The organism is Yoonia sp. BS5-3, assembly GCF_038069655.2.
Classification (GTDB): Bacteria; Pseudomonadota; Alphaproteobacteria; order Rhodobacterales; family Rhodobacteraceae; genus Yoonia; species Yoonia phaeophyticola.
Genome location: NZ_CP150951.2, coordinates 1,458,231 through 1,476,072, shown reverse-complemented (window position 1 = coordinate 1,476,072; position 17,842 = coordinate 1,458,231). Strand labels below are relative to the sequence as shown.

Below are 17,842 nucleotides of genomic sequence, written 5' to 3'. Positions count from 1 at the left end.
CCGTTGCCGGAATTTTTGGAGATTTAAGTGGAACCTAAGTTTTTCTGGCGCCGGGTATTGGCCACCTTGATTGACCTGACGTTGATCAGCGTTCTTTGTGCTGTCGTCATTGTCGCTTTGAACCCATTATATTCTGGCCGGTTGCTCGCACCTGAGATCATCCAATCAACGGTCTGCCAGCAGCGTGACGATCTTGTAACGGCCGAGCGCATGAACGCGCTTCTTCCGCTTGAAGAGGGCCAAGTTCATGCTCAACAGCTTTGCCGGGTGACGAATACATTCCTGACAAGCTACTACGTCGCGCGTTTGCAAAAGGTCGGTATGACCGAAAACGGCCGTTCCGCTTACACCTTGCACTATACAACCAACGCCGCTGGAGAGTCGCAGGAATATATCTTTGTCGGTGGGTATTTCTACTTTTTCGCACCGTTTCTATTGGCTTTCGCCCTTTGGAAATGGGGCACCACCCCGGGCAAGCGCTTGGTCCGGCTATATGTCATGGATGATCAAGGTGTGAAGCCGACGCCTGTCGCGGCGTTAAAGCGAGAGTACTTCAAGGCGATATTCTGCATTATCTTTAGTCTGCTGCCGCTGATTTTTACCGTCGTGGCCAATAATTGGACAGATGATGACGCCGCATCATTCCTACAATCGTTTGAAACGGAGGGCCGCGAAAGTGCCGCTGCAAAAATTCTGATGGTTTATGTGGTGCTGTCTGTGGCTGCCCTGATATTCACATTCGGGTCTTTTGTTGTTTGGCGCGGGCGCACCTTCTGGGATCGATTTGCCGGTCTCGTAACCCGCCGCAAAACCGCTTGAACAGACTGCAGGCCCACACCCGCTGAAAACGTTGTGTCAGTCCAAGTGTTTTTGACAACTGATCAAATCACTTTAGGGCCAAGATCCTAGCTTACATCCATCCCCACCGCTTTCATTGCGAAAGCGTAGGATCGGGCTGCGTCTTCGAGTGCTGCAAACCGTCCGGATTTTCCAAAATGTCCCGAAGTCATGTTCGTTCTTAGCATCAGGATGTTGTCATCGGTCTTGGTGACCCGCAGCTTGGCCACCCATTTGGCCGGTTCCCAATAGGTCACGCGCGGATCCGAGACCCCTGCCGTGACAAGCATCGCCGGGTAGTCCTGCGCGCTGACATTGTCATAGGGCGAATAGCCCCGGATATCGTCAAAGGCCTCTTTACTGGCGATCGGGTTCCCCCATTGGGACCATTCGCCAGGCGTTAGCGGCAATGTGTCGTCCAGAATGGTGTTCAGCACATCGACAAAAGGCACATCAGCGATGGCCCCCGCCAAAAGATCGGGGCGCATGTTCAGAACCGCCCCGACCAGTAGCCCGCCAGCAGAACCGCCCGAGATCACGATATTGCCCTTGGCTGTATAGCCATCCGCAATCAGCTTTTCCCCAGCGCCGATGAAATCATGGAACGTGTTCGGTTTTTTGCCGAATTTGGCCTCTTCATACCAAGCCCGCCCTTTTTCTTCGCCCCCGCGGATATGCGCGATCGCGTAGACAAAGCCCCGGTCCACGAGCGACAGCCGGTTGCTTGAAAATGTCGCCGGCATGCTGGCCCCGTAAGAGCCATACCCATAAAGCAAACATGGCGCGGACCCATCCAGCGCTGTTGATGTGTGATAAAGCAGCGTCACCGGCACCTCGGCCCCATCATGCGATGGCGCCATAATCCGCCGCGTGACGTAATCGGACGGGTCATGCCCTGAGGGGATTTCAGTGGTCTTGCGCAGCACCCGTTTGGTGCTGGCCAGATCATAATCGTAAATCTCGGCCGGGGTGGTGGGCGACGTATAGCTGAAGCGGAAACTGCCTGTGTCATATTCCACGCTGGGCATGGCGCCCAGCCCATATGCCTCTTCGTCGAAGGCGATGCTTTCGGCCCCGCCGATATCCTGCCCTTTGCGGACAAAGCGGATGCGCGGCAATGCATTTTCCCGTTCAATCCAGATCATCCAATCCTTGTAGGCAAAGATGCTGATGATCATGCGCCCTGCCTGATGGGGCAACAGGTCTTTCCAATGCGCACGCGAGGGCGTTGCGATGGGCGCCTCCATCACTTTGAAATCCAGCGCATCATCTGCATTGGTCAGGATCAGGAACCGGTCATCTTGATGTTCGATACTATATTCGATCCCTTCGCTGCGCGCTTCGATCAATTGCGGCGGCGTATCGGGCGCGTCAGTGGGGATCACCCAGACCTCTGTTTCGTCATTCATCCCGGTTTCGATTTCGATGAATGCCCCTGACCGCATCCGCCCGAGCCCAACATAGTACCGGTTGTCTGTTTCTTCATAGACCAGCACGTCATCGGCCTGATCCCTGCCGATCACATGTTTGAACACTTTGTTCGGCCGGTGGTTTTCATCAACCCGCACGTAAAACAGCGTTTTTTCATTCGCCCAGGCGATAGACCCCACATCTTCGAGCATGTGCGGAAGGTCCTGACCTGTCTGCGTGTCGCGGATTCGCAGCCGGTAGAATTCCGATCCGTTTGTATCGGCAGACCACGCCAGCAGGCTGTGCCCCGGTGATGTGACGATCCCGCCCAGGTGAAAATAGTCCTGGTCTTTAGCCTCGGCATTCACATCGATCAGGACGGTTTCATCGCCCCCTTCCCGCGGCATCCGCACATAGCGCGGATGCTCATCCCCTTGGCTGTAGCGCATCACATAGGAGTAAGGCCCGTTGCGCACCGGCACGCTTTCGTCATCTTCCTTGATCCGTCCTCGCATTTCCCCGATGAGCCTATCTTGGAGTCCGGTGGTGTCCTTCATCGCCGCGTCGTAATAGGCGTTTTCCTCTTGCAGGTAGGTTTTGATATCGGCGGGCAGTTTATCAGGGTCGCGCATTGCCTCTTGCCAGTTATCGGCCCGCAGCCACCCGTAATCATCGCAAAGCGTGACCCCGTGAAACGTGGCTTGGCTTGGCTTTTGGCGCGCAATGGGTGCGTTTGGCAGGGCGGGGAATTTTGGCGACATCAGAAGGACCTTTGCATGGGCGGGTTAGCGTCGTGGCATGAGCAGCTTAAAGACATAAGGCGCAATCGCAATCACAAGCGTGATCCGGACGATATGCATCACCGAAACATAGGCCACATCCTGATCAAGCGCCAAGGTCAGCAGCGACATTTCCGTCAGCCCGCCCGGCGAATAGGCCAAGAAGGCTTGGCTCAGCGGGATATGTCCGCTGATCGCGATAATCTCTGCAAACATGATTGCCACAACCAGCATCGCCGAGGATGCCAGGATCGCCAGCCCCAGATCACGCCTGATTTCCGTGACCGTCGCCCCGACAAACCGCGTGCCGATGATCGTTCCCATCGTGATTTGCGCTGCGATCACAAAGACCGAGGGCGGCGCCACGACCACCCAGCCTGCGATATGCGCAATCCCGCTTAAGATCATTGGCCCAAAGACCGGTGCTGCCGGTAATCCAGCCTTTCGCCCCAGCCAAAACCCAGCCACCGCGCAGACCCCTAAGATGATGTAATCCTGAAGGCTGGGCACCTGAAGCCCCACCCAAGTTGTCGCCCCTTGCCCGCCGCTGGACACCCCCAGCACCAACCCAAAGAAGATTGCGACAAAGATGATCACGATCAGGATCCGCGATGCATGGGCCAATGCGATTTTCCGTTCACTTCCCCCGGCCGCCCCGCCCAGGATCAGCATTTCGTTTAAGCCGCCCGGCATTGCCGCATAGAAGGCCGTGACGCTGTCGTATTTTCCAAGATAGCGATAGACGAGGAATGACAGCCCTGCCGCTGTGCCCAGGAAAACCGGCAAGATCGCCAGTGTCATCACCCAGCTGCCCAAAAGCCCGATCATCTCGGCCGAGACCCCGGACCCTAGCATCACACCGATCACCGGGATCACGAATGGCCGCAGCCGGTCCGGCCCCCGGATGGGCAACCGCATCATGGCCGCCACCGTGTTCCCGATCATGGGCCCAAGCATCCATGGCAAAGGCAGCCCAGCCCCATAGGCCACACCCGCGCAGATCAACCCGATCATGACGGCGAGCCCTGTTTCCCGATATCCTTCTGACATGGCTGCAGATTTGCATTATCCCCGATGAACCGCTAGCGCATTCGGTGGGAGGATCGCGATATGGATGAATTTGGCCCCGCGACATTCGGCACGCTGAACGCGGACGGTTATGACGCCATGCATGATCCGGGCACCACGGATCAAACCGTTGCCCTGATTGCTGCGCTGGCGCCGGGCAAACGCCTGCTGGAATTAGCGATTGGAACGGGCCGCGTCGCATTGCCCCTCTCCCGGATGGGTTTTGACATTCATGGGATCGAAGCCTCGCCCGATATGATTGCCAAGCTACGCGAAAAACCCGGCGGTGATGCCATTCCCGTCACCATTGGCGATATGAAAGACGTGGCAGCCGATGGCCCCTTTGACCATGTCTTTTTGGTTTTCAACACGCTTTTCAATCTACCCAGTCAAGAAGATCAGATCACCTGCTTTGCCAATGTCGCCAAACAATTGAAACCGGGCGGGACATTCCTGATAGAGGCCTTTGTCCCGGATTTTGCTGATTTCGTTGATCATCAAATGGTCAAGACGCGCAAGCTGGATATGTCCCGGCTTTGGCTTGAGGCGGTAACGCATGACCCGGTCGCCCAGCGCCTGGCCTACCAGCGCGTTCGTATCACCCAAGATGGCATGAAGCTGGTGCCATTGCCCCTGCGCTATGCCTATCCGCCCGAGATTGATCTGATGGCCCGTCTGGCAGGCTTGCAGCCCAAGCATCGCTGGGGCGGTTGGGATAAATCGGATTTCACAGCAAATAGCCGGGTGCATATCTCGGTCTATGAAAAGCCGTGAATGGCAGTCGCCCCGATATCCGGGGCGACGCCGCATTACAAAAGCCCGCCGGGACGCAGCGTGATGTGATCAACCAGAAAGGTATTCGTTTCTGGCGGCAGTCCCAAGTCCTGGCGCAGATGCGCGGACAGATTGTCTACGTCCGGCTGCCAATGCAGGTTTGGGAAACTGGGTGCGTCCGGTGGTCGGCTACGCCGGAAAACCCGTGTCAGGACGGCCAATAAAACCCGGCGCAGACCAAAACTGGCAACCAGATCATCGATCACCTCGCGCGGCGTTTGGCTTGTATCAAGTGGCAGTGCATTCATCACACTATCTCCCTAAAAAGAGGCAAAAATTGCCTGTTACGAATGAGGTTTTGACAAATCGGCCAACGCGCAAATGCAATGCGTGTGTGGTCAGCAACGTCAGATAAAAGGGTGGAAGGATGTCGCCGGGGCGACGGGGGTGTCTTTAGCCGAACCAAGGACCCTTAAGGGCGGCTGCGCCAAACACCGATCGCATCCCACAGGCGGCGGCGGTCTGATATTGATAAATCGTCATCGACAGCCTCCTTCATTTATGGTTGCGATGCGGACGTCATACACGAGCGAAAGCAAAAATCAACAGGCTTGTCCTAGGGTCAAGCTAGCTGTGGCGAAGACACGCCAAAATCTTCAACTTGAAAGCGCTTCGGTCGCCAAATCCAGATAGGCCCGGTCTGCCAAATCAGGCAGTACTTGCATCTGCGCAAGCGTAAACCAGTTCAGCGCGCTGTGTTCATCGTTCGCAATCACCGGTGTCCCAACCCACTCAGTCACCTTAAAGAACCAGTAGGTTGGCGGATCATCGGGCCGTAGGTGTCGGTCCAACATCTTTTTCAGAAACACCGCATTTTTCAGTGATATCGCCAGTTCTTCGCCCAGTTCGCGTGCCAGTGCCGCTTGGGGTGTTTCGCCCGTCTCAATCCGGCCACCGATGAAATCCCAGCGGTTCGGATAATCCTTGCGATGCGGCGCCCGGCGCGCGAGTAAAACCTTATTGTCGCGAACCAAGACAGCAATCGCCGCCTGGATCACGATGAGCCGCCGATATGATGCGTCCCGCGCTTTTTGGCCAAGGCCATTTGTTTTTGGCGTTCGCGGAAACGGGCTTTGTCGTCTTCGGTCGTTTCGTCCACGCATTGATGACAGGCCACACCGGCCTCAAACGCGGGGTGGTTGCGGTCTTCGGGCATCAGCGGTCGGCGGCAGGCATAGCATAGGATATGCGGCCCTTCTTTCAGCCCGTGCCCGACGCTGACCCGCGCATCAAAGACAAAGCATTCGCCGTCCCATTTGCTGTCTTCCTGCGGCACTTCTTCAAGGTATTTCAGGATGCCGCCCTTGAGGTGGTACACATCCTCAACCCCTTGACCCATCAGATAATTCGTTGATTTCTCGCACCGGATACCCCCCGTGCAGAACATCGCGATTTTCTTGTTGTGGAACCGGTGTTTATTTTCTTCCCACCAGGCGGGGAATTCACCAAAGCTTTTGGTTTCGGGGTCGACCGCCCCGTCAAAGGTGCCAATCGCCACTTCGTAATCATTGCGCGTGTCAATCACCGCCACGTCGGGCGCGCTGATCAAAGCGTTCCAATCGGCTGGATCCACATAGTTCCCAACCTGCGCAACCGGATCAACATCCGGCTGCCCCATGGTCACGATTTCCTTTTTCAGCCGGACTTTCATCCGGTGAAATGGCGGCGTGGTTGCCGTGCTTTCTTTCCATTCCAGATCAGCACATCCCGGCAGTGCCCGGATATGCGCGATCACTGCGTCAATACCCGCCCGGTCCCCGGCAATTGTGCCGTTGATCCCTTCGCCAGCCAAGAGCAGTGTGCCGGTGATCCCCCGCGATTTGCACAGTTCTTGCAAAGGGCCTTGCAGCGCAGGCGGGTCGTCAAACCGCGTAAAGTGGTAAAGGGCAGCAACTGTAAACATGGGACTCGATTTACGCCTGTCTGATCAAAGGGGCAAGTCAGCTTGACGCTGCAATGGCCAAACCATCGGCGACGGCCGTAAACGCCTCGGTCCGTTCAAGCGCGGCCTTGGGGAACATATCGACCATCGTCTTTTCCACCACTTGCAGCAGGCTTGAGCCCCCCACGAAAACGATTTTACCAATCCGGTCCGCTGTGATCCCGGCCAAATCAAGCGTTTGCGCTGCGCAGGTCCCGATTTGCCTGGCCTGATCTTCCAATATCGCCGCCATGGCCTGTTCCGTGAAAGGCGCCGCGAGCCCCCGTTCGATCACATCAAGCATAATCGCCGCATCGCTGATACCGGTCTTGTTCACCTCAATTTTTCCCGCTTCGACGGCGAAGGCCATGTCGTGCCCCAGCTCCATCTCAAGCACTGTTTTCAGCCGCTCAAAAAGCGCGGGATCAATGCCCAGCTTGGCGAAATCTGCCGCCATACGCCGGTTTTCGGCTGTGTAAACAAAGGGGATTTTCTGCCATGTCGCCAGATCGTTGAAGATCGCATTCGGCGCGATATGTCGCCCTGCGCCCATCGCATTGCGTATCTCGGCCCCCCGTCCCAAAAGCGGCATGACCCGTGCGATTGAAATCGCCCGGTCAAAATCGGTTCCGCCGACCCGCACCCCGTGGCTGGCGATAATCCGGGTCGCATTACCGTCCCGTTCGAAGATTGAGAAATCAGACGTCCCGCCCCCGATATCCACGATCAGCCCCAGATCACCTTTATCCAAAGGCCCGCTGGCCAGCGCTGCGGCGTCGGGTTCATACATGAATGACACATCTTTGAAACCGGCCACCATGTAAGCCTCGCGCAGGTCGATTTCAGCTTGGGCGTTGCGCGCGTCATCACTGGAATGAAACCGCACCGGCCGCCCCGACAGCGCCAGATCATAGGTTTCGCCGGTTTCCGCCTCGGCCCGTTCCCGGATCATCCGCAAGAACCGCGCAACCACTTCGATCAGGGTCAGCCGTTCATAGGCGATTTGCCGTTTCTCGCGCATCAGCGCGGTTCCCAGCACGGATTTGAGCGCCCGCATGAACCGCCCTTCGCGCCCATCAATCAGCGCGGCATTTGCCACGGACCCGTAGGTTGTCACCTTGCGATCATAGTCAAAGAACACCGATGTCGGCAGCGTCGTGCGCCCCGGTTCAACCGCGATCAAATGTGGACGCCCGGCAACCATCACCCCGGCTGCTGTATTGGAGGTCCCAAAGTCGATACCCAATGTCGCCATGTCTTGCCTCCTTATCCATATCAGAAAGGGGCGCGGGCTAATCCATCAGGCGGGCGGGATCAAGACAAAATTGCCGAAATGCGCCTTTTGCAGGAACGCGTCCTGCGCCTGGGCGATGTCGGCCAGATCGAATGTCTTGGCCAGCAATGGGCGGATTTCGCCCGCCTCGATATAACGGATCAGATTGGGGAAAACCGGCGCGTCCCAGGCCGTGCTGCCAAAAAGCGTGATGTCTTTGAGATACATATCCCGCAGATCAAGCGCGACGATCGGCCCTGCAATCGCCCCCGAGGATGCATAACGCCCGCCCCGCCGCAGCAGTTGCAGCATTTGTCCGAACCCTTCGCCCCCGACATTGTCGATCACAACATCAACGGCGTTTTCACCCAAAAGCCCGATCAGATCGCTGCCCCGGTCGCAAACCTGATCCGCCCCAATCCCGGCCACAAGATCCGCCTTTGCCCCGCTGGCTACGCCCACAACTTGGGCCCCACGCCGTTTGGCCAATTGCACCGCTGCCGACCCCACGCCGCCTGAGGCACCGGTCACCAGTACCCGATCCCCCGCGCTGACCTTGGCCCGTTCAAGCATCGTCTCGGCTGTGCCATAGGCGCAGGGGATCGTCGCCAGCTCTGCGTCGGTCCAGTCGCAATTGACGGCGAAAACCTCGGTTAGCGGAACTTTGACATATTGCGCAAAGGCCCCATCGAAATCGGATGCCATCCAGATATTGTCATATGTGTCGAACCCGTCTGGACGCATACAGGCCCGCACAATCACCCGCTTGTCCAGCAATTCAGGCGGGCCTTGCACAACGGTCCCGCAGCAATCGGTCCCCTGGATTAGCGGAAAGGGCGTAGCGGCGTTCCAGCCGCCGTCTGCCTTTTGATCATCGCTGGTAGATGCGGCGGTATCGTCGGTGCTGGACGTGACTGTTTTCGAATACCAGCCCAAGCGCGTGTTGATTTCCGTGTTGTTGACCCCAGCCGCGCCAACCCTGATCAGAACCTCGCCCGCGGCCGGGACCGGTGTTGGGACCTGTTGCGCCTCAAGCTTGTCATAACCCCCATTCCCGGTTGTCACGATTGCAAACATGGTAGCGGGTATGCGCATGAGGCCGGTCCTTTGGTCAACTGACCCTAGCATCGCAAATCCGACCAGCCAGAACCACTGGCAAATGCCGCGCCCCATGCTAACGTTGCAGCATGACCAAAATTATCTGGATGACCGACCCGCATTTCCAAAACGACGGCACGATACGCGGCCTGAATCCGCGCACCCGTCTGAAGGCCGCCATTGATCATATGAACGCCCATCATGCAGATGCGGATTTTATGGTGCTAAGTGGTGATTTGGTCGGCGATGATATCGCCGGTGATTATCGTATGCTGGCCGAATATCTGGCCCAATCCCGCATCCCCGTTTATCCAATGGTCGGCAATAATGACGACCGGCAAGGGTTTCGCGCCCAATTGTCCCTGCCGCCAACTGCCATGGCTGACTTTATCCAATATCGCATCGACACGCCTGAAGCCGTGTTTTTATGCCTTGATACCCATATGGTTGGCAGTCATGCAGGGCAATTTTGCCAGGCCCGGCTGGATTGGCTGCGCGGAAACCTGACCGATAAGCCGACTTATGTCTTTATGCATCACCCGCCCTTGGCCCTGCATTTACCCAAGCAGGATGAGATCAAGCTGGCCGATGATGCGGCCTTTCTTGATCTGATCTGCAATGAAGGGCAGGTCAAATATCTGTTCATTGGCCATGTCCACCGGCCCACCTGTGGCACGGTGCGCGGCATTCCATTTGCCACGCTGGGGGCGATTTCCTTTCAGGCCCCGGCGCCGCAGCCCGCCTGGGATTGGGACAGTTTCACCCCCGCAGCAGAGGCCCCGCATTACGGGGTGTTATATGTCGAGCATGGGGATGTGACCCTGCAATATACCCAGTTTTGCCCCTATGAGACGGGGATCGAGAGCTAGGGTCAGGACCCTAGCGCTTTTTCTGGAACAGAAGTGACAGCAGCCCCAATATCGCCGAGACAACCATCAACAGCAGCGACACGGCATTCAGCACCGGGGTCGAGCCTTGTTTGAGCTTATCAAACATCGTGATGGTCAGGGGCGAATCTGATCCCACCAGCATCAGCGTGGTGTTGAAATTTTCAAAGCTCATCAACATCGCCACCACGGCCGAGGCCACAATTGCAGGTAGCAGGAAAGGCAATGTGATTTGCCGGATCGCCCCCCATTTGCTGGCCCCAAGGTTCAGCGCGGCCTCTTCCAGGCTGGGGTCGAATTTTTGCAATCGCGCCGAAATCACCAGTGTCGCGAAGGTCGTGATGAATGAAAACTGCCCCAGAATGACCAGCGGCAGCCCTGGGCGCAGCCCGTCAAACCACATGCCCGTCGCATCTTCGAGCGTGTTGGCCACTGAGCTGAAGAACACCAGAATAGAGATCCCCAGGATCACCCCTGGAATGATCAGCGGGAGCAGCATCAGCATGTATAGAAACGCTTTTCCTTTGAAATTATATCTTACGAAGAGAAACGCGTTACAGGTGCCAACCAACACAGCCAGCCCCGACACCCATGCCGCCACAAAGGCCGACGTCCCGATCGACCGCATGATCGCCCGTTCGTTGAATACTCCGATAAACGGGGCTTCATTGCCGAAAAACCAGGCCAGGGTGAACCCTTCCCACGGCAGGGACGGAAAAACGCTGTTGTTGAACGCGAAGACGCAAACCACTACCAAAGGCAGCCCTAGATAGACAAAGAATGTCGCCACATAGGCCCGGTAGCACCATTTGGTGAATGCGCGTTGCGGGATGCTTGTGATCATGACCGCCCCATCGTGTTCGACAGCGATTGCCCCGACAGTTTCAGCCCTGCAAAGACCACAAGTGATGACAATGCCAGCAGCAGGAACCCGAAGGCAGAGCCGAGTTCCCAGTTAAAGCGCGTGATGAACTGCGTGTAGATCATCCCCGTGAACCACAGGCTGTCTTTGCCCCCCAAAAGGATTGGCGTCAGGTAATTGCCCAGCGACAGCATGAACACCACGATACATCCCGACACGATCCCCGGCATCGCATGGGGGATCACGATTTCCCGCAAGATCGATGTGCTGGTCCCGCCCAGGTCATACCCCGCCTCGATCAGGCTATCGTCCAGGCTGTCCAGCGTTGTCACCAGCGGCACAACCATGAACAAGATTGAGGTATAGACCAGCCCCACCATGATCGCGGCATCATTATACAGCATCTCAACCGGCCCGCTGACCAGCCCAAGCGATTGCAGCAGGTTCGAAAACACACCTGTTTCCCGCAACAGGATCATCCAGCCGAAGGTCCGCACCAGCTCAGAGACCCAAAACGGGATCATGCACATCAAAAACAAGGTGGTTTTCGTGCGTCCCTTGGTCAATTTTGCGATGTAATAGGCGATCGGAAAGCCGATCAGCAATGTCAGCACCGTCGCCAGAATAGACATGATCGCTGTCCGTCCGAAGGTCCGCCAATAAAGTGGCTCTGTAAAAAAGGCGGCGTAATTGTCGAACCCTGTCTCATATTCCCGCGGCCCGATCTTTTCGCTGATCGACACCAGAAACAGCCCGATATGCGGCAAGATGATCAGCACCGTCAGCCAAAGCAGGATCGGCGCCAGCAACAGGTAAAGCCCAAGACGAGAGGCGTCAGATCGCATCAGCCCGCCCCTGCCGCCGCGTAACAGCGCGCCTGATCAGGCTGCCAGCTGGTGCGCACAGCGTCGCCCTTTTGCAAATTGGCAAAGCCCCCCGTTTGCGGCAATGCCACAGTCAAAAGCCCGCCTTGCACGTCTTTGACCGTCACCGTGCTGTTGGCACCGTTAAACAGCACCGTTTCAACCGTACCGTTTTGTATATTTGCACCCTCTGGCGCATCCGCACCGCTGGGCAGGAGTGCAATCGCCTCGGGCCGCAGGAAAAGCTGCGCCGGCGTCCCTTCGGCAAGCGCCCTATCCGCGCCCACCACCCGCATCGATGCACCGTTTTGCGTTGAGAGTGTCATCATGCCATCCGTCACGGCTGTCACCTGCGCGTCGATCTTGTTCGCATCCCCCACAAATCCCGCCACAAAGGCGGTTTGGGGCGCGTGGTAGACATCATGCGGCGTGCCGATCTGTTCGAAACGGCCATTGTTCATCACGGCGATATTGTCGCTCATCACCAGGGCTTCGGACTGATCATGGGTGATGTAAACGAAGGTCGTGTTGAACGCAGATTGCAGGGTTTTCAGCTCAACCTTCATATGTTCGCGCAGCTTCAGATCAAGCGCGCCGAGCGGTTCGTCCAGCAGCAGAACATCAGGTTCCAGCACCATGCAGCGGGCGATGGCGACACGCTGTCTTTGCCCGCCTGACAATTGATCCACCCGCCGTTCCGCCACATTGGGTAACCCCACACGGGCCAGCACCTCGGTCACGCGGGTTTTGATTTCGGCTTTTGCAACGCCCCGCTGACGCAGCCCAAAGCCCACATTATCCCCGATATTCATTGTCGGAAACAGCGCCAGATGCTGGAAGACCATAGAGACGGGCCGCTTATTCGGCGGCACCCCGATCATGGAGCGCCCTTTGATCAGCAAATCGCCCCCCGATGGGGCCTGAAACCCTGCGATCATCCGCAGCAGTGTCGTTTTCCCGCAGCCCGACGGCCCCAGAATGGAAAAGAAGGATCCTTGCGGAACATCAAAGCTGACCTGATCCACGGCGCGAAAGCTGTCGAAATCCTTGATCAGGTCACGGCATTCAAGGTCGGGGGGTGTCTGTGCCAAAGGGGGCATCCTTTTCGCTTCGGTAAAGGGGCGCGCAGCCGCGCCCCTTACTGACCCGCAAATTGCGGTTTAGTTTGCGGCGTTGATCCGGTCCAGTGTGGCGCCTTCCAGCGCTTCCAGACCTGCGGGCACAGGTGGATACCACTTGATGTTATCAATGGCCGCCTGATCAAAGCTGCCCTGATAACGCGCTTTGAGATCAGCGCTGACACCGGCATCACCATCCACGGCGGCCGTAAAGTTACCCGCATTATTGGTGATCATTGCCGCGATATCCGGGCGCATGACGAAGTTGATCCAATCATAAGCCGCATCATCGGCCCGTCCGCGCGCAGGCAGAACAAATGTATCGATCCAGCCCAGCGCACCGGCCTCGGGTGCGACGAATGTGATATCAGGGTTATCGGCATTCAGCTGCCAGCCGCCGGTATCCCACGCCATCGATGCCACAACCTCGCCCGAGCGCAGCAGGTTCTGGATTTCATCGCCGCCTTCCCAATAGGTTTTCACATTGGGTTTGCATTCGGTCAGCGTGGCCTCAACCGCATCAAGGATTTCCTGATAAGCGGCGGTGTCATCATAAGCCGCAAAAGGATCAAGCCCCATCGCATAGGCAAAGCCGATCAATGTCGGACGGCGCAGACGGTAGGATACCTTGCCCGCAAACGCGGCATCGCAAAGATCAAGGTAGTCAGTCACCTCACCCGCCATGGCTGTATTCACGACCAGCCCGCTGGTGCCCCAGACATGTGGAAGCCCGTAAACTTCGCCCTCATAGGTGGTGTTTGCTGCGGTGGCCGCCAGCATGGACGGGATGAACAGATCGGCCTCAATCCGGGACATATCCATGGGCTTGTAGATGCCGAATTCTTCTTGCGCGCTGGTGATCCGGTCTTGGCTGGGCTGGGCCAGATCAAACCCGCCGCCATTGGTTGCGCGCAGCTTGGCGATCATTTCTTCGTTGTTCGAGGTGGTCACTTCGACCGTATGGCCGGTTTCGGCTTCAAACATCGCGATCACATCCTCGGGTGCGTAACCGCCCCAAGTCAGCAAACGCAATGTGTCCGCATGGGCCATTTGCGCGGTCAAGGCAGAGGCTGCAATCACAGTTGCAAGTGTTGGATATTTCATGGGTTTCTCCCTGTTTGGATAAAGTGGCAAGAAGACGCGGACACCATTATTGTAACAGTATTAAGTCGCGGTGCCGCGCCTGTGGTCATTTGCGCCCTGGCCTTGCCAAGCCAGCCGGACGCGCAACCGGATGTTGAATGCAAAGCACCCATCATGTGAATTTCCGGAACAGTTTGGTTTGATCAAACATGCCTTCAAGCTCTTCCACGCGTTCGCGCGTTTCGCCCCAATTGAGCGTCTGCACCGCTGAAATCATCGTCTCAAGCAGCAAGAGCGCGGTTGCCATCGAATCCCAAGCCGACGGCGCCACGATCCGATTGCAAAAACAGACCTCGGCGATTTGATGAATGGGCGAGCGCCACTGATCCGTCATCAGAATAATCCGCGCCCCGCGTTCGCGCGCCATATCGGCCAATTTCAGCGTGTTGTTTTCATAACGCCGCACATCAAAGATCAAAAAGACATCGCCTTCTTGCGCGTTCAACAGGTAATGCGGCCATGTATTGGCCGAAGATTGCACCTGCGTCAGGTTCCGCCGGATGACCTGCATATGCAGAAACATATATTCCGCAAGCGTATGGGTGATCCGCCCCCCGACAATGTAAAGATGCCGCTTTTCATCGGCCATCAATGCGCAGGCCTGATCAAAATCATCGGGGTCGATATGCCCCAATGTCAGCCGCACGTTTTCCATCACGGCCTGGGTGAACCTGTTCAGGATATGTTCCGACGGTGCCGCCTCGGCCCAGGTGTCATGTTTGGCGATGGGGGTTTTGATTTGCGCGCTAAGCTCATCCCGGATACCGGCCTGAAATTCAGGATAACCGTTAAAGCCCAGCTTTTGCACCATACGGGCCACGGTGGGCACCGAAACTTCGGCATCTTTGGCAAGCGCGGTCAACGGTCCCAGCCCCGAAGCGGGGTAATTTTCAAGTACAGATAGCGCCAGTTGGCGTTCCGCACGGGTAAAGCTATCCAACATATCATGGATGCGATCTGAGATCGTTTTTTCCACTTCCGTCATCTTGTCACCCGAGTTGTTCAAAAAATTATCAACGCGCCCAGCGCTGTTATGAATTTTTCACAATACTGTTGACATCGCACAGTTTTGGCAAGCTATTTGTTGCGAAGGATGTGCATGGAACAACAAAACCAAGATAGCATTACGCGTGTTTCGCGGCAAAACGGGCTCTCGCCCGTGGTCCTGGTGTGCGAACATGCGGCCCATCATATTCCAACGGAATTGGGTACACTGGGACTGAGCGATGAGGCCCGCTTTAGCCATATTGCCTGGGACCCCGGCGCATTGGGTGTTGCCCGTGCCATGTCAGAGGTCCTGGATGCCACGCTTGTAGCCGCCTCGGTGTCGCGTCTTGTCTATGACTGCAACCGCCCGCCCGAGGCCCCCGACGCCATGCCTGCCAAGAGCGAGGCCTTTGAAGTGCCCGGCAATGTCGCATTGTCCGATGCGTCGCGCCAGGCCCGTGTCAGCCAGTATTACGAGCCCTTTCGCAAAACCCTGTCCGGTGAAATCGCCCGTAAGGACAAAGCCGTCATCGTGACCATTCACAGCTTTACCCCCATTTATCATGGCGCCAAGCGTGACGTGGAAATCGGAATTTTGCACGATACCGACCAACGCTTTGCCGATGTTCTTTTGGACGTGGCCGACGGGTTTAATGTGCAGCGCAACGCCCCCTATGGCCCCGAAGATGGTGTGACGCATACCCTGCGTCTGCATGCTATTTCGCATGGCCATCTGAATGTCATGATAGAGATTCGCAATGATCTGATCCAAACCGAGGCCGCCCAGCTGGCCATGGGTCAGAAACTGGCTGATTGGGTTGCCCAGGCCTTACAGAAAACCATGGCAGACCCATGCAAGCGGTGATGCGCGGATATATCCGCGTCGTTGACGCAGTGAATTACCGGCTGGGCCGGGTGATGATGTATGGCATCTTTGTTTTGATGGGGATTTTGCTGTGGTCCTCAATCAGCAAGACGTTTTTCCTGCCATCCCTTTGGACCCTGGAAATGGCCCAATTCGTAATGGTTGGCTATTACATTCTGGGCGGGCCCTATTCATTGCAGCTTGGGTCAAACGTGCGGATGGATTTGCTTTATGGTGGCTGGTCCGTCCGGCGCAAAGCCTGGTTTGACGCCTTCACGGTCCTGTTCCTGATCTTCTATCTGGGCGTTTTGCTATACGGGGCGATTGCATCGACCGCCTATTCACTGGGCTATTGGCGGGACGCGCCCATTTCATACTTGTTTGGTGTCATCCTGGGCACAGAAGACGTCGGCCGCCTCGAACAATCGTCTTCTGCTTGGCGCCCCTATATGTGGCCTATCAAAGCGGTCATGATTGTCGGCTTCTTTTTGATGCTGCTGCAATGCATCTCGGAGCTGTTCAAGGACATTCTGCGCCTGAAGGGGACGGATATCTGATGCCTTACGAAATGATCGCCACATTGATGTTTTCGACCATGATGCTGATGCTTTTGACCGGGCAACGTGTCTTTGGCGCGATTGGGTTTATTGCGGTGATTGCGGCGCTTTTGCTTTGGGGAGATCGGGGCGGCTACGATATCGGGTTTTCCGCGGCAATGAAGCTGATGAACTGGTATCCGCTGCTGACCTTGCCGATGTTCATTTTCATGGGCTATGTCCTATCGGAATCGAAGATTGCCGATGATCTGTACCGCATGTTCCATGTCTGGATGGGTGGGCTGCGCGGTGGTTTGGCGATCGGAACAATTGGTCTGATGGTCCTGATTTCCGCAATGAACGGGTTATCCGTCGCAGGCATGGCCATCGGAGCCACGATTGCGCTGCCAGAGCTGCTGAAGCGCGGTTATGACAAGCGGATGGTCACCGGCGTGATCCAGGCCGGGTCATCGCTGGGGATCCTGGTGCCGCCCTCTGTTGTGCTGGTGCTTTATGCGATGATCGCCCGCCAGCCTGTCGGCCAGCTTTGGCTGGCTGGGATCGTGCCGGGGCTGATGATGGCCGCGATGTTTGTGGCCTATATCGTGATCCGCTGCCGGATGAACCCCGATCTGGGCCCCATCCTAAGCGACAAAGACCGCAACCTGCCCCGCGCCGAAAAGCTGCGCCTTTTGCGGGCGGGCCTTTTGCCATTGATTATCTTTGCCACCATGATGGTGCCCTTTGTGAATGGCTGGACATCGCTGGTCGAAAGCTCGGCCATTGGGGCGCTGGCGGCCTTTTTGGCAGCGGTTCTAAAAGGACGGATGACCCGCGAGGTGTTCGAGAACTCGGTCCGTAACACGCTGGGCATTACATGCATGTTCATGTGGATCATTCTGGCCGCACTGGCCTTTGGCGCGGTGTTTGACGGGTTGGGCGCCGTGAAAGCGATTGAGGGGCTCTTTACTGAGCGTTTGTCGCTCAGCCCCTGGATGATCCTGATCTTGATGCAGCTGAGCTTTATCGTGATGGGCACTTTTTTGGATGACACGGCCATGCTGGTCATTGTTGCCCCGCTTTACGTCCCCTTGGTCGGTGCGCTGGGCTTTGATCTGATCTGGTATGGGATCCTTTATACGATCACGACGCAGATCGCCTACATGACCCCGCCATTTGGCTACAACCTGTTCCTGATGCGCGCGATGGCCCCGCCCGAGATTTCACTACGCGACATCTATGGTTCAATCACACCATTTGTGCTGGTCATGGTTCTGGCCCTGGCGTTGGTGATGATCTTTCCCGGCCTCGCCACCTGGTTGCCCAGTTATGTCTACGGAAATTAAAGCAATAGCCGGGGT

The 17,842-nt window shown here is 56.7% G+C and carries 18 protein-coding genes; 6 read left to right on the top strand and 12 right to left on the bottom strand.

The genetic code is table 11. The features are described 5' to 3' along the window. The first annotated feature begins 27 nt into the window (after nt 1-27). The gene (locus tag AABB29_RS07505) at nt 28-819 is read left to right on the top strand and encodes an RDD family protein (RefSeq protein ID WP_341367526.1); all 792 of its coding nucleotides are present in this window, start codon (nt 28-30) and stop codon (nt 817-819) included. Between the two features lie 86 nt (nt 820-905). Here the strand turns inward: AABB29_RS07505 and AABB29_RS07500 are convergent, their stop codons facing one another. Together AABB29_RS07500 and AABB29_RS07495 are read right to left on the bottom strand one after the other, a co-directional pair. Beyond that, the gene (locus AABB29_RS07500) at nt 906-3,008 is read right to left on the bottom strand and encodes a S9 family peptidase (protein ID WP_341367527.1); all 2,103 of its coding nucleotides are present in this window, start codon (nt 3,006-3,008) and stop codon (nt 906-908) included. Nucleotides 3,009-3,032: 24 nt separating this feature from the next. Further along, a complete protein-coding gene (locus AABB29_RS07495; protein WP_341367528.1) occupies nt 3,033-4,076 on the bottom strand; it encodes an AbrB family transcriptional regulator in 1,044 nt (347 codons plus the stop codon). A gap of 60 nt (nt 4,077-4,136) precedes the next feature. Here AABB29_RS07495 and AABB29_RS07490 point away from each other — a divergent pair, with 60 nt between their 5' ends. Next, complete coding sequence (locus tag AABB29_RS07490) at nt 4,137-4,868, top strand: class I SAM-dependent methyltransferase (RefSeq protein ID WP_341367529.1); 732 nt, start codon at nt 4,137-4,139, stop codon at nt 4,866-4,868. 35 nt (nt 4,869-4,903) lie between these two features. Here AABB29_RS07490 and AABB29_RS07485 read toward each other — a convergent pair whose 3' ends face one another. The 5 genes from AABB29_RS07485 to AABB29_RS07465 form a co-directional block, all read right to left on the bottom strand. Next, nucleotides 4,904-5,176, bottom strand: coding sequence for a hypothetical protein (locus tag AABB29_RS07485; protein WP_341367530.1), 273 nt, complete (start codon nt 5,174-5,176; stop codon nt 4,904-4,906). A 348-nt stretch (nt 5,177-5,524) separates the two neighbouring features. After that, complete coding sequence (locus AABB29_RS07480) at nt 5,525-5,926, bottom strand: NUDIX domain-containing protein (RefSeq protein WP_341367531.1); 402 nt, start codon at nt 5,924-5,926, stop codon at nt 5,525-5,527. Beyond that, entirely contained in the window at nt 5,923-6,831 is a 909-nt protein-coding gene (locus tag AABB29_RS07475; RefSeq protein ID WP_341367532.1) for a rhodanese-related sulfurtransferase, read from the bottom strand. The genes AABB29_RS07480 and AABB29_RS07475 overlap by 4 nt, the downstream gene beginning before the upstream one ends. Before the next feature lie 37 nt (nt 6,832-6,868). After that, entirely contained in the window at nt 6,869-8,104 is a 1,236-nt protein-coding gene (locus tag AABB29_RS07470) for an Hsp70 family protein (protein WP_341367533.1), read from the bottom strand. 45 nt (nt 8,105-8,149) lie between these two features. Then, nucleotides 8,150-9,217, bottom strand: a complete 1,068-nt coding sequence (locus AABB29_RS07465; RefSeq protein WP_341367534.1) for an alcohol dehydrogenase family protein — start codon at nt 9,215-9,217, stop codon at nt 8,150-8,152. 92 nt (nt 9,218-9,309) lie between these two features. On the opposite strand from AABB29_RS07465, the gene AABB29_RS07460 reads away from it, so the two are divergent. Then, nucleotides 9,310-10,089, top strand: a complete 780-nt coding sequence (locus AABB29_RS07460) for a metallophosphoesterase (RefSeq protein WP_341367535.1) — start codon at nt 9,310-9,312, stop codon at nt 10,087-10,089. Nucleotides 10,090-10,099: 10 nt separating this feature from the next. Here AABB29_RS07460 and AABB29_RS07455 read toward each other — a convergent pair whose 3' ends face one another. The 5 genes from AABB29_RS07455 to AABB29_RS07435 all read right to left on the bottom strand — a co-directional run bounded on the left by AABB29_RS07455 (nt 10,100) and on the right by AABB29_RS07435 (nt 15,078). After that, on the bottom strand, nt 10,100-10,951 hold the full coding sequence (locus AABB29_RS07455) for an ABC transporter permease (protein WP_341367536.1): 852 nt from the start codon (nt 10,949-10,951) through the stop codon (nt 10,100-10,102). After that, a complete protein-coding gene (locus tag AABB29_RS07450) occupies nt 10,948-11,814 on the bottom strand; it encodes an ABC transporter permease (protein WP_341367537.1) in 867 nt (288 codons plus the stop codon). Before AABB29_RS07450 ends, AABB29_RS07455 begins: the two co-directional genes overlap by 4 nt. Further along, nucleotides 11,814-12,932 carry an ABC transporter ATP-binding protein gene (locus tag AABB29_RS07445; protein WP_373636853.1) on the bottom strand — a complete coding sequence of 373 codons (1,119 nt, stop codon included), beginning with the start codon at nt 12,930-12,932 and terminating at the stop codon, nt 11,814-11,816. The genes AABB29_RS07450 and AABB29_RS07445 overlap by 1 nt, the downstream gene beginning before the upstream one ends. 60 nt (nt 12,933-12,992) lie before the next feature. Next, nucleotides 12,993-14,054: an extracellular solute-binding protein gene (locus AABB29_RS07440; RefSeq protein WP_341367538.1), complete on the bottom strand. Its 1,062-nt coding sequence runs from the start codon at nt 14,052-14,054 to the stop codon at nt 12,993-12,995. Nucleotides 14,055-14,205: 151 nt separating this feature from the next. Next, nucleotides 14,206-15,078 (bottom strand): MurR/RpiR family transcriptional regulator, encoded by an 873-nt coding sequence (locus tag AABB29_RS07435; RefSeq protein WP_341367539.1) that lies wholly within the window; start codon nt 15,076-15,078, stop codon nt 14,206-14,208. Between the two features lie 114 nt (nt 15,079-15,192). Between AABB29_RS07435 and AABB29_RS07430 the strand changes: the two genes are divergently transcribed. The 3 genes from AABB29_RS07430 to AABB29_RS07420 are packed head-to-tail and all read left to right on the top strand — an operon-like array spanning nt 15,193 to nt 17,827. Then, nucleotides 15,193-15,945 (top strand): N-formylglutamate amidohydrolase, encoded by a 753-nt coding sequence (locus tag AABB29_RS07430; RefSeq protein ID WP_341367540.1) that lies wholly within the window; start codon nt 15,193-15,195, stop codon nt 15,943-15,945. After that, on the top strand, nt 15,933-16,502 hold the full coding sequence (locus AABB29_RS07425) for a TRAP transporter small permease subunit (RefSeq protein WP_373636852.1): 570 nt from the start codon (nt 15,933-15,935) through the stop codon (nt 16,500-16,502). The genes AABB29_RS07430 and AABB29_RS07425 overlap by 13 nt, the downstream gene beginning before the upstream one ends. After that, nucleotides 16,502-17,827, top strand: a complete 1,326-nt coding sequence (locus AABB29_RS07420) for a TRAP transporter large permease subunit (RefSeq protein WP_341367542.1) — start codon at nt 16,502-16,504, stop codon at nt 17,825-17,827. Before AABB29_RS07425 ends, AABB29_RS07420 begins: the two co-directional genes overlap by 1 nt. Nucleotides 17,828-17,842 lie beyond the last annotated feature (15 nt).

Excerpts from the sequence above, each read along its gene's own strand:
- AABB29_RS07455 (WP_341367536.1), bottom strand. The coding sequence starts at position 10,951 with ATGATCACAAGCATCCCGCAACGCGCATTCACCAAATGGTGCTACCGG.
- AABB29_RS07435 (WP_341367539.1), bottom strand. The coding sequence starts at position 15,078 with ATGACGGAAGTGGAAAAAACGATCTCAGATCGCATCCATGATATGTTG.
- AABB29_RS07420 (WP_341367542.1), top strand. The coding sequence starts at position 16,502 with ATGCCTTACGAAATGATCGCCACATTGATGTTTTCGACCATGATGCTG.
- AABB29_RS07495 (WP_341367528.1), bottom strand. The coding sequence starts at position 4,076 with ATGTCAGAAGGATATCGGGAAACAGGGCTCGCCGTCATGATCGGGTTG.
- AABB29_RS07450 (WP_341367537.1), bottom strand. The coding sequence starts at position 11,814 with ATGCGATCTGACGCCTCTCGTCTTGGGCTTTACCTGTTGCTGGCGCCG.
- AABB29_RS07485 (WP_341367530.1), bottom strand. The coding sequence starts at position 5,176 with ATGAATGCACTGCCACTTGATACAAGCCAAACGCCGCGCGAGGTGATC.
- AABB29_RS07440 (WP_341367538.1), bottom strand. The coding sequence starts at position 14,054 with ATGAAATATCCAACACTTGCAACTGTGATTGCAGCCTCTGCCTTGACC.
- AABB29_RS07465 (WP_341367534.1), bottom strand. The coding sequence starts at position 9,217 with ATGCGCATACCCGCTACCATGTTTGCAATCGTGACAACCGGGAATGGG.
- AABB29_RS07425 (WP_373636852.1), top strand. The coding sequence starts at position 15,933 with ATGCAAGCGGTGATGCGCGGATATATCCGCGTCGTTGACGCAGTGAAT.
- AABB29_RS07490 (WP_341367529.1), top strand. The coding sequence starts at position 4,137 with ATGGATGAATTTGGCCCCGCGACATTCGGCACGCTGAACGCGGACGGT.
- AABB29_RS07500 (WP_341367527.1), bottom strand. The coding sequence starts at position 3,008 with ATGTCGCCAAAATTCCCCGCCCTGCCAAACGCACCCATTGCGCGCCAA.
- AABB29_RS07430 (WP_341367540.1), top strand. The coding sequence starts at position 15,193 with ATGGAACAACAAAACCAAGATAGCATTACGCGTGTTTCGCGGCAAAAC.
- AABB29_RS07470 (WP_341367533.1), bottom strand. The coding sequence starts at position 8,104 with ATGGCGACATTGGGTATCGACTTTGGGACCTCCAATACAGCAGCCGGG.
- AABB29_RS07445 (WP_373636853.1), bottom strand. The coding sequence starts at position 12,932 with ATGCCCCCTTTGGCACAGACACCCCCCGACCTTGAATGCCGTGACCTG.
- AABB29_RS07475 (WP_341367532.1), bottom strand. The coding sequence starts at position 6,831 with ATGTTTACAGTTGCTGCCCTTTACCACTTTACGCGGTTTGACGACCCG.
- AABB29_RS07460 (WP_341367535.1), top strand. The coding sequence starts at position 9,310 with ATGACCAAAATTATCTGGATGACCGACCCGCATTTCCAAAACGACGGC.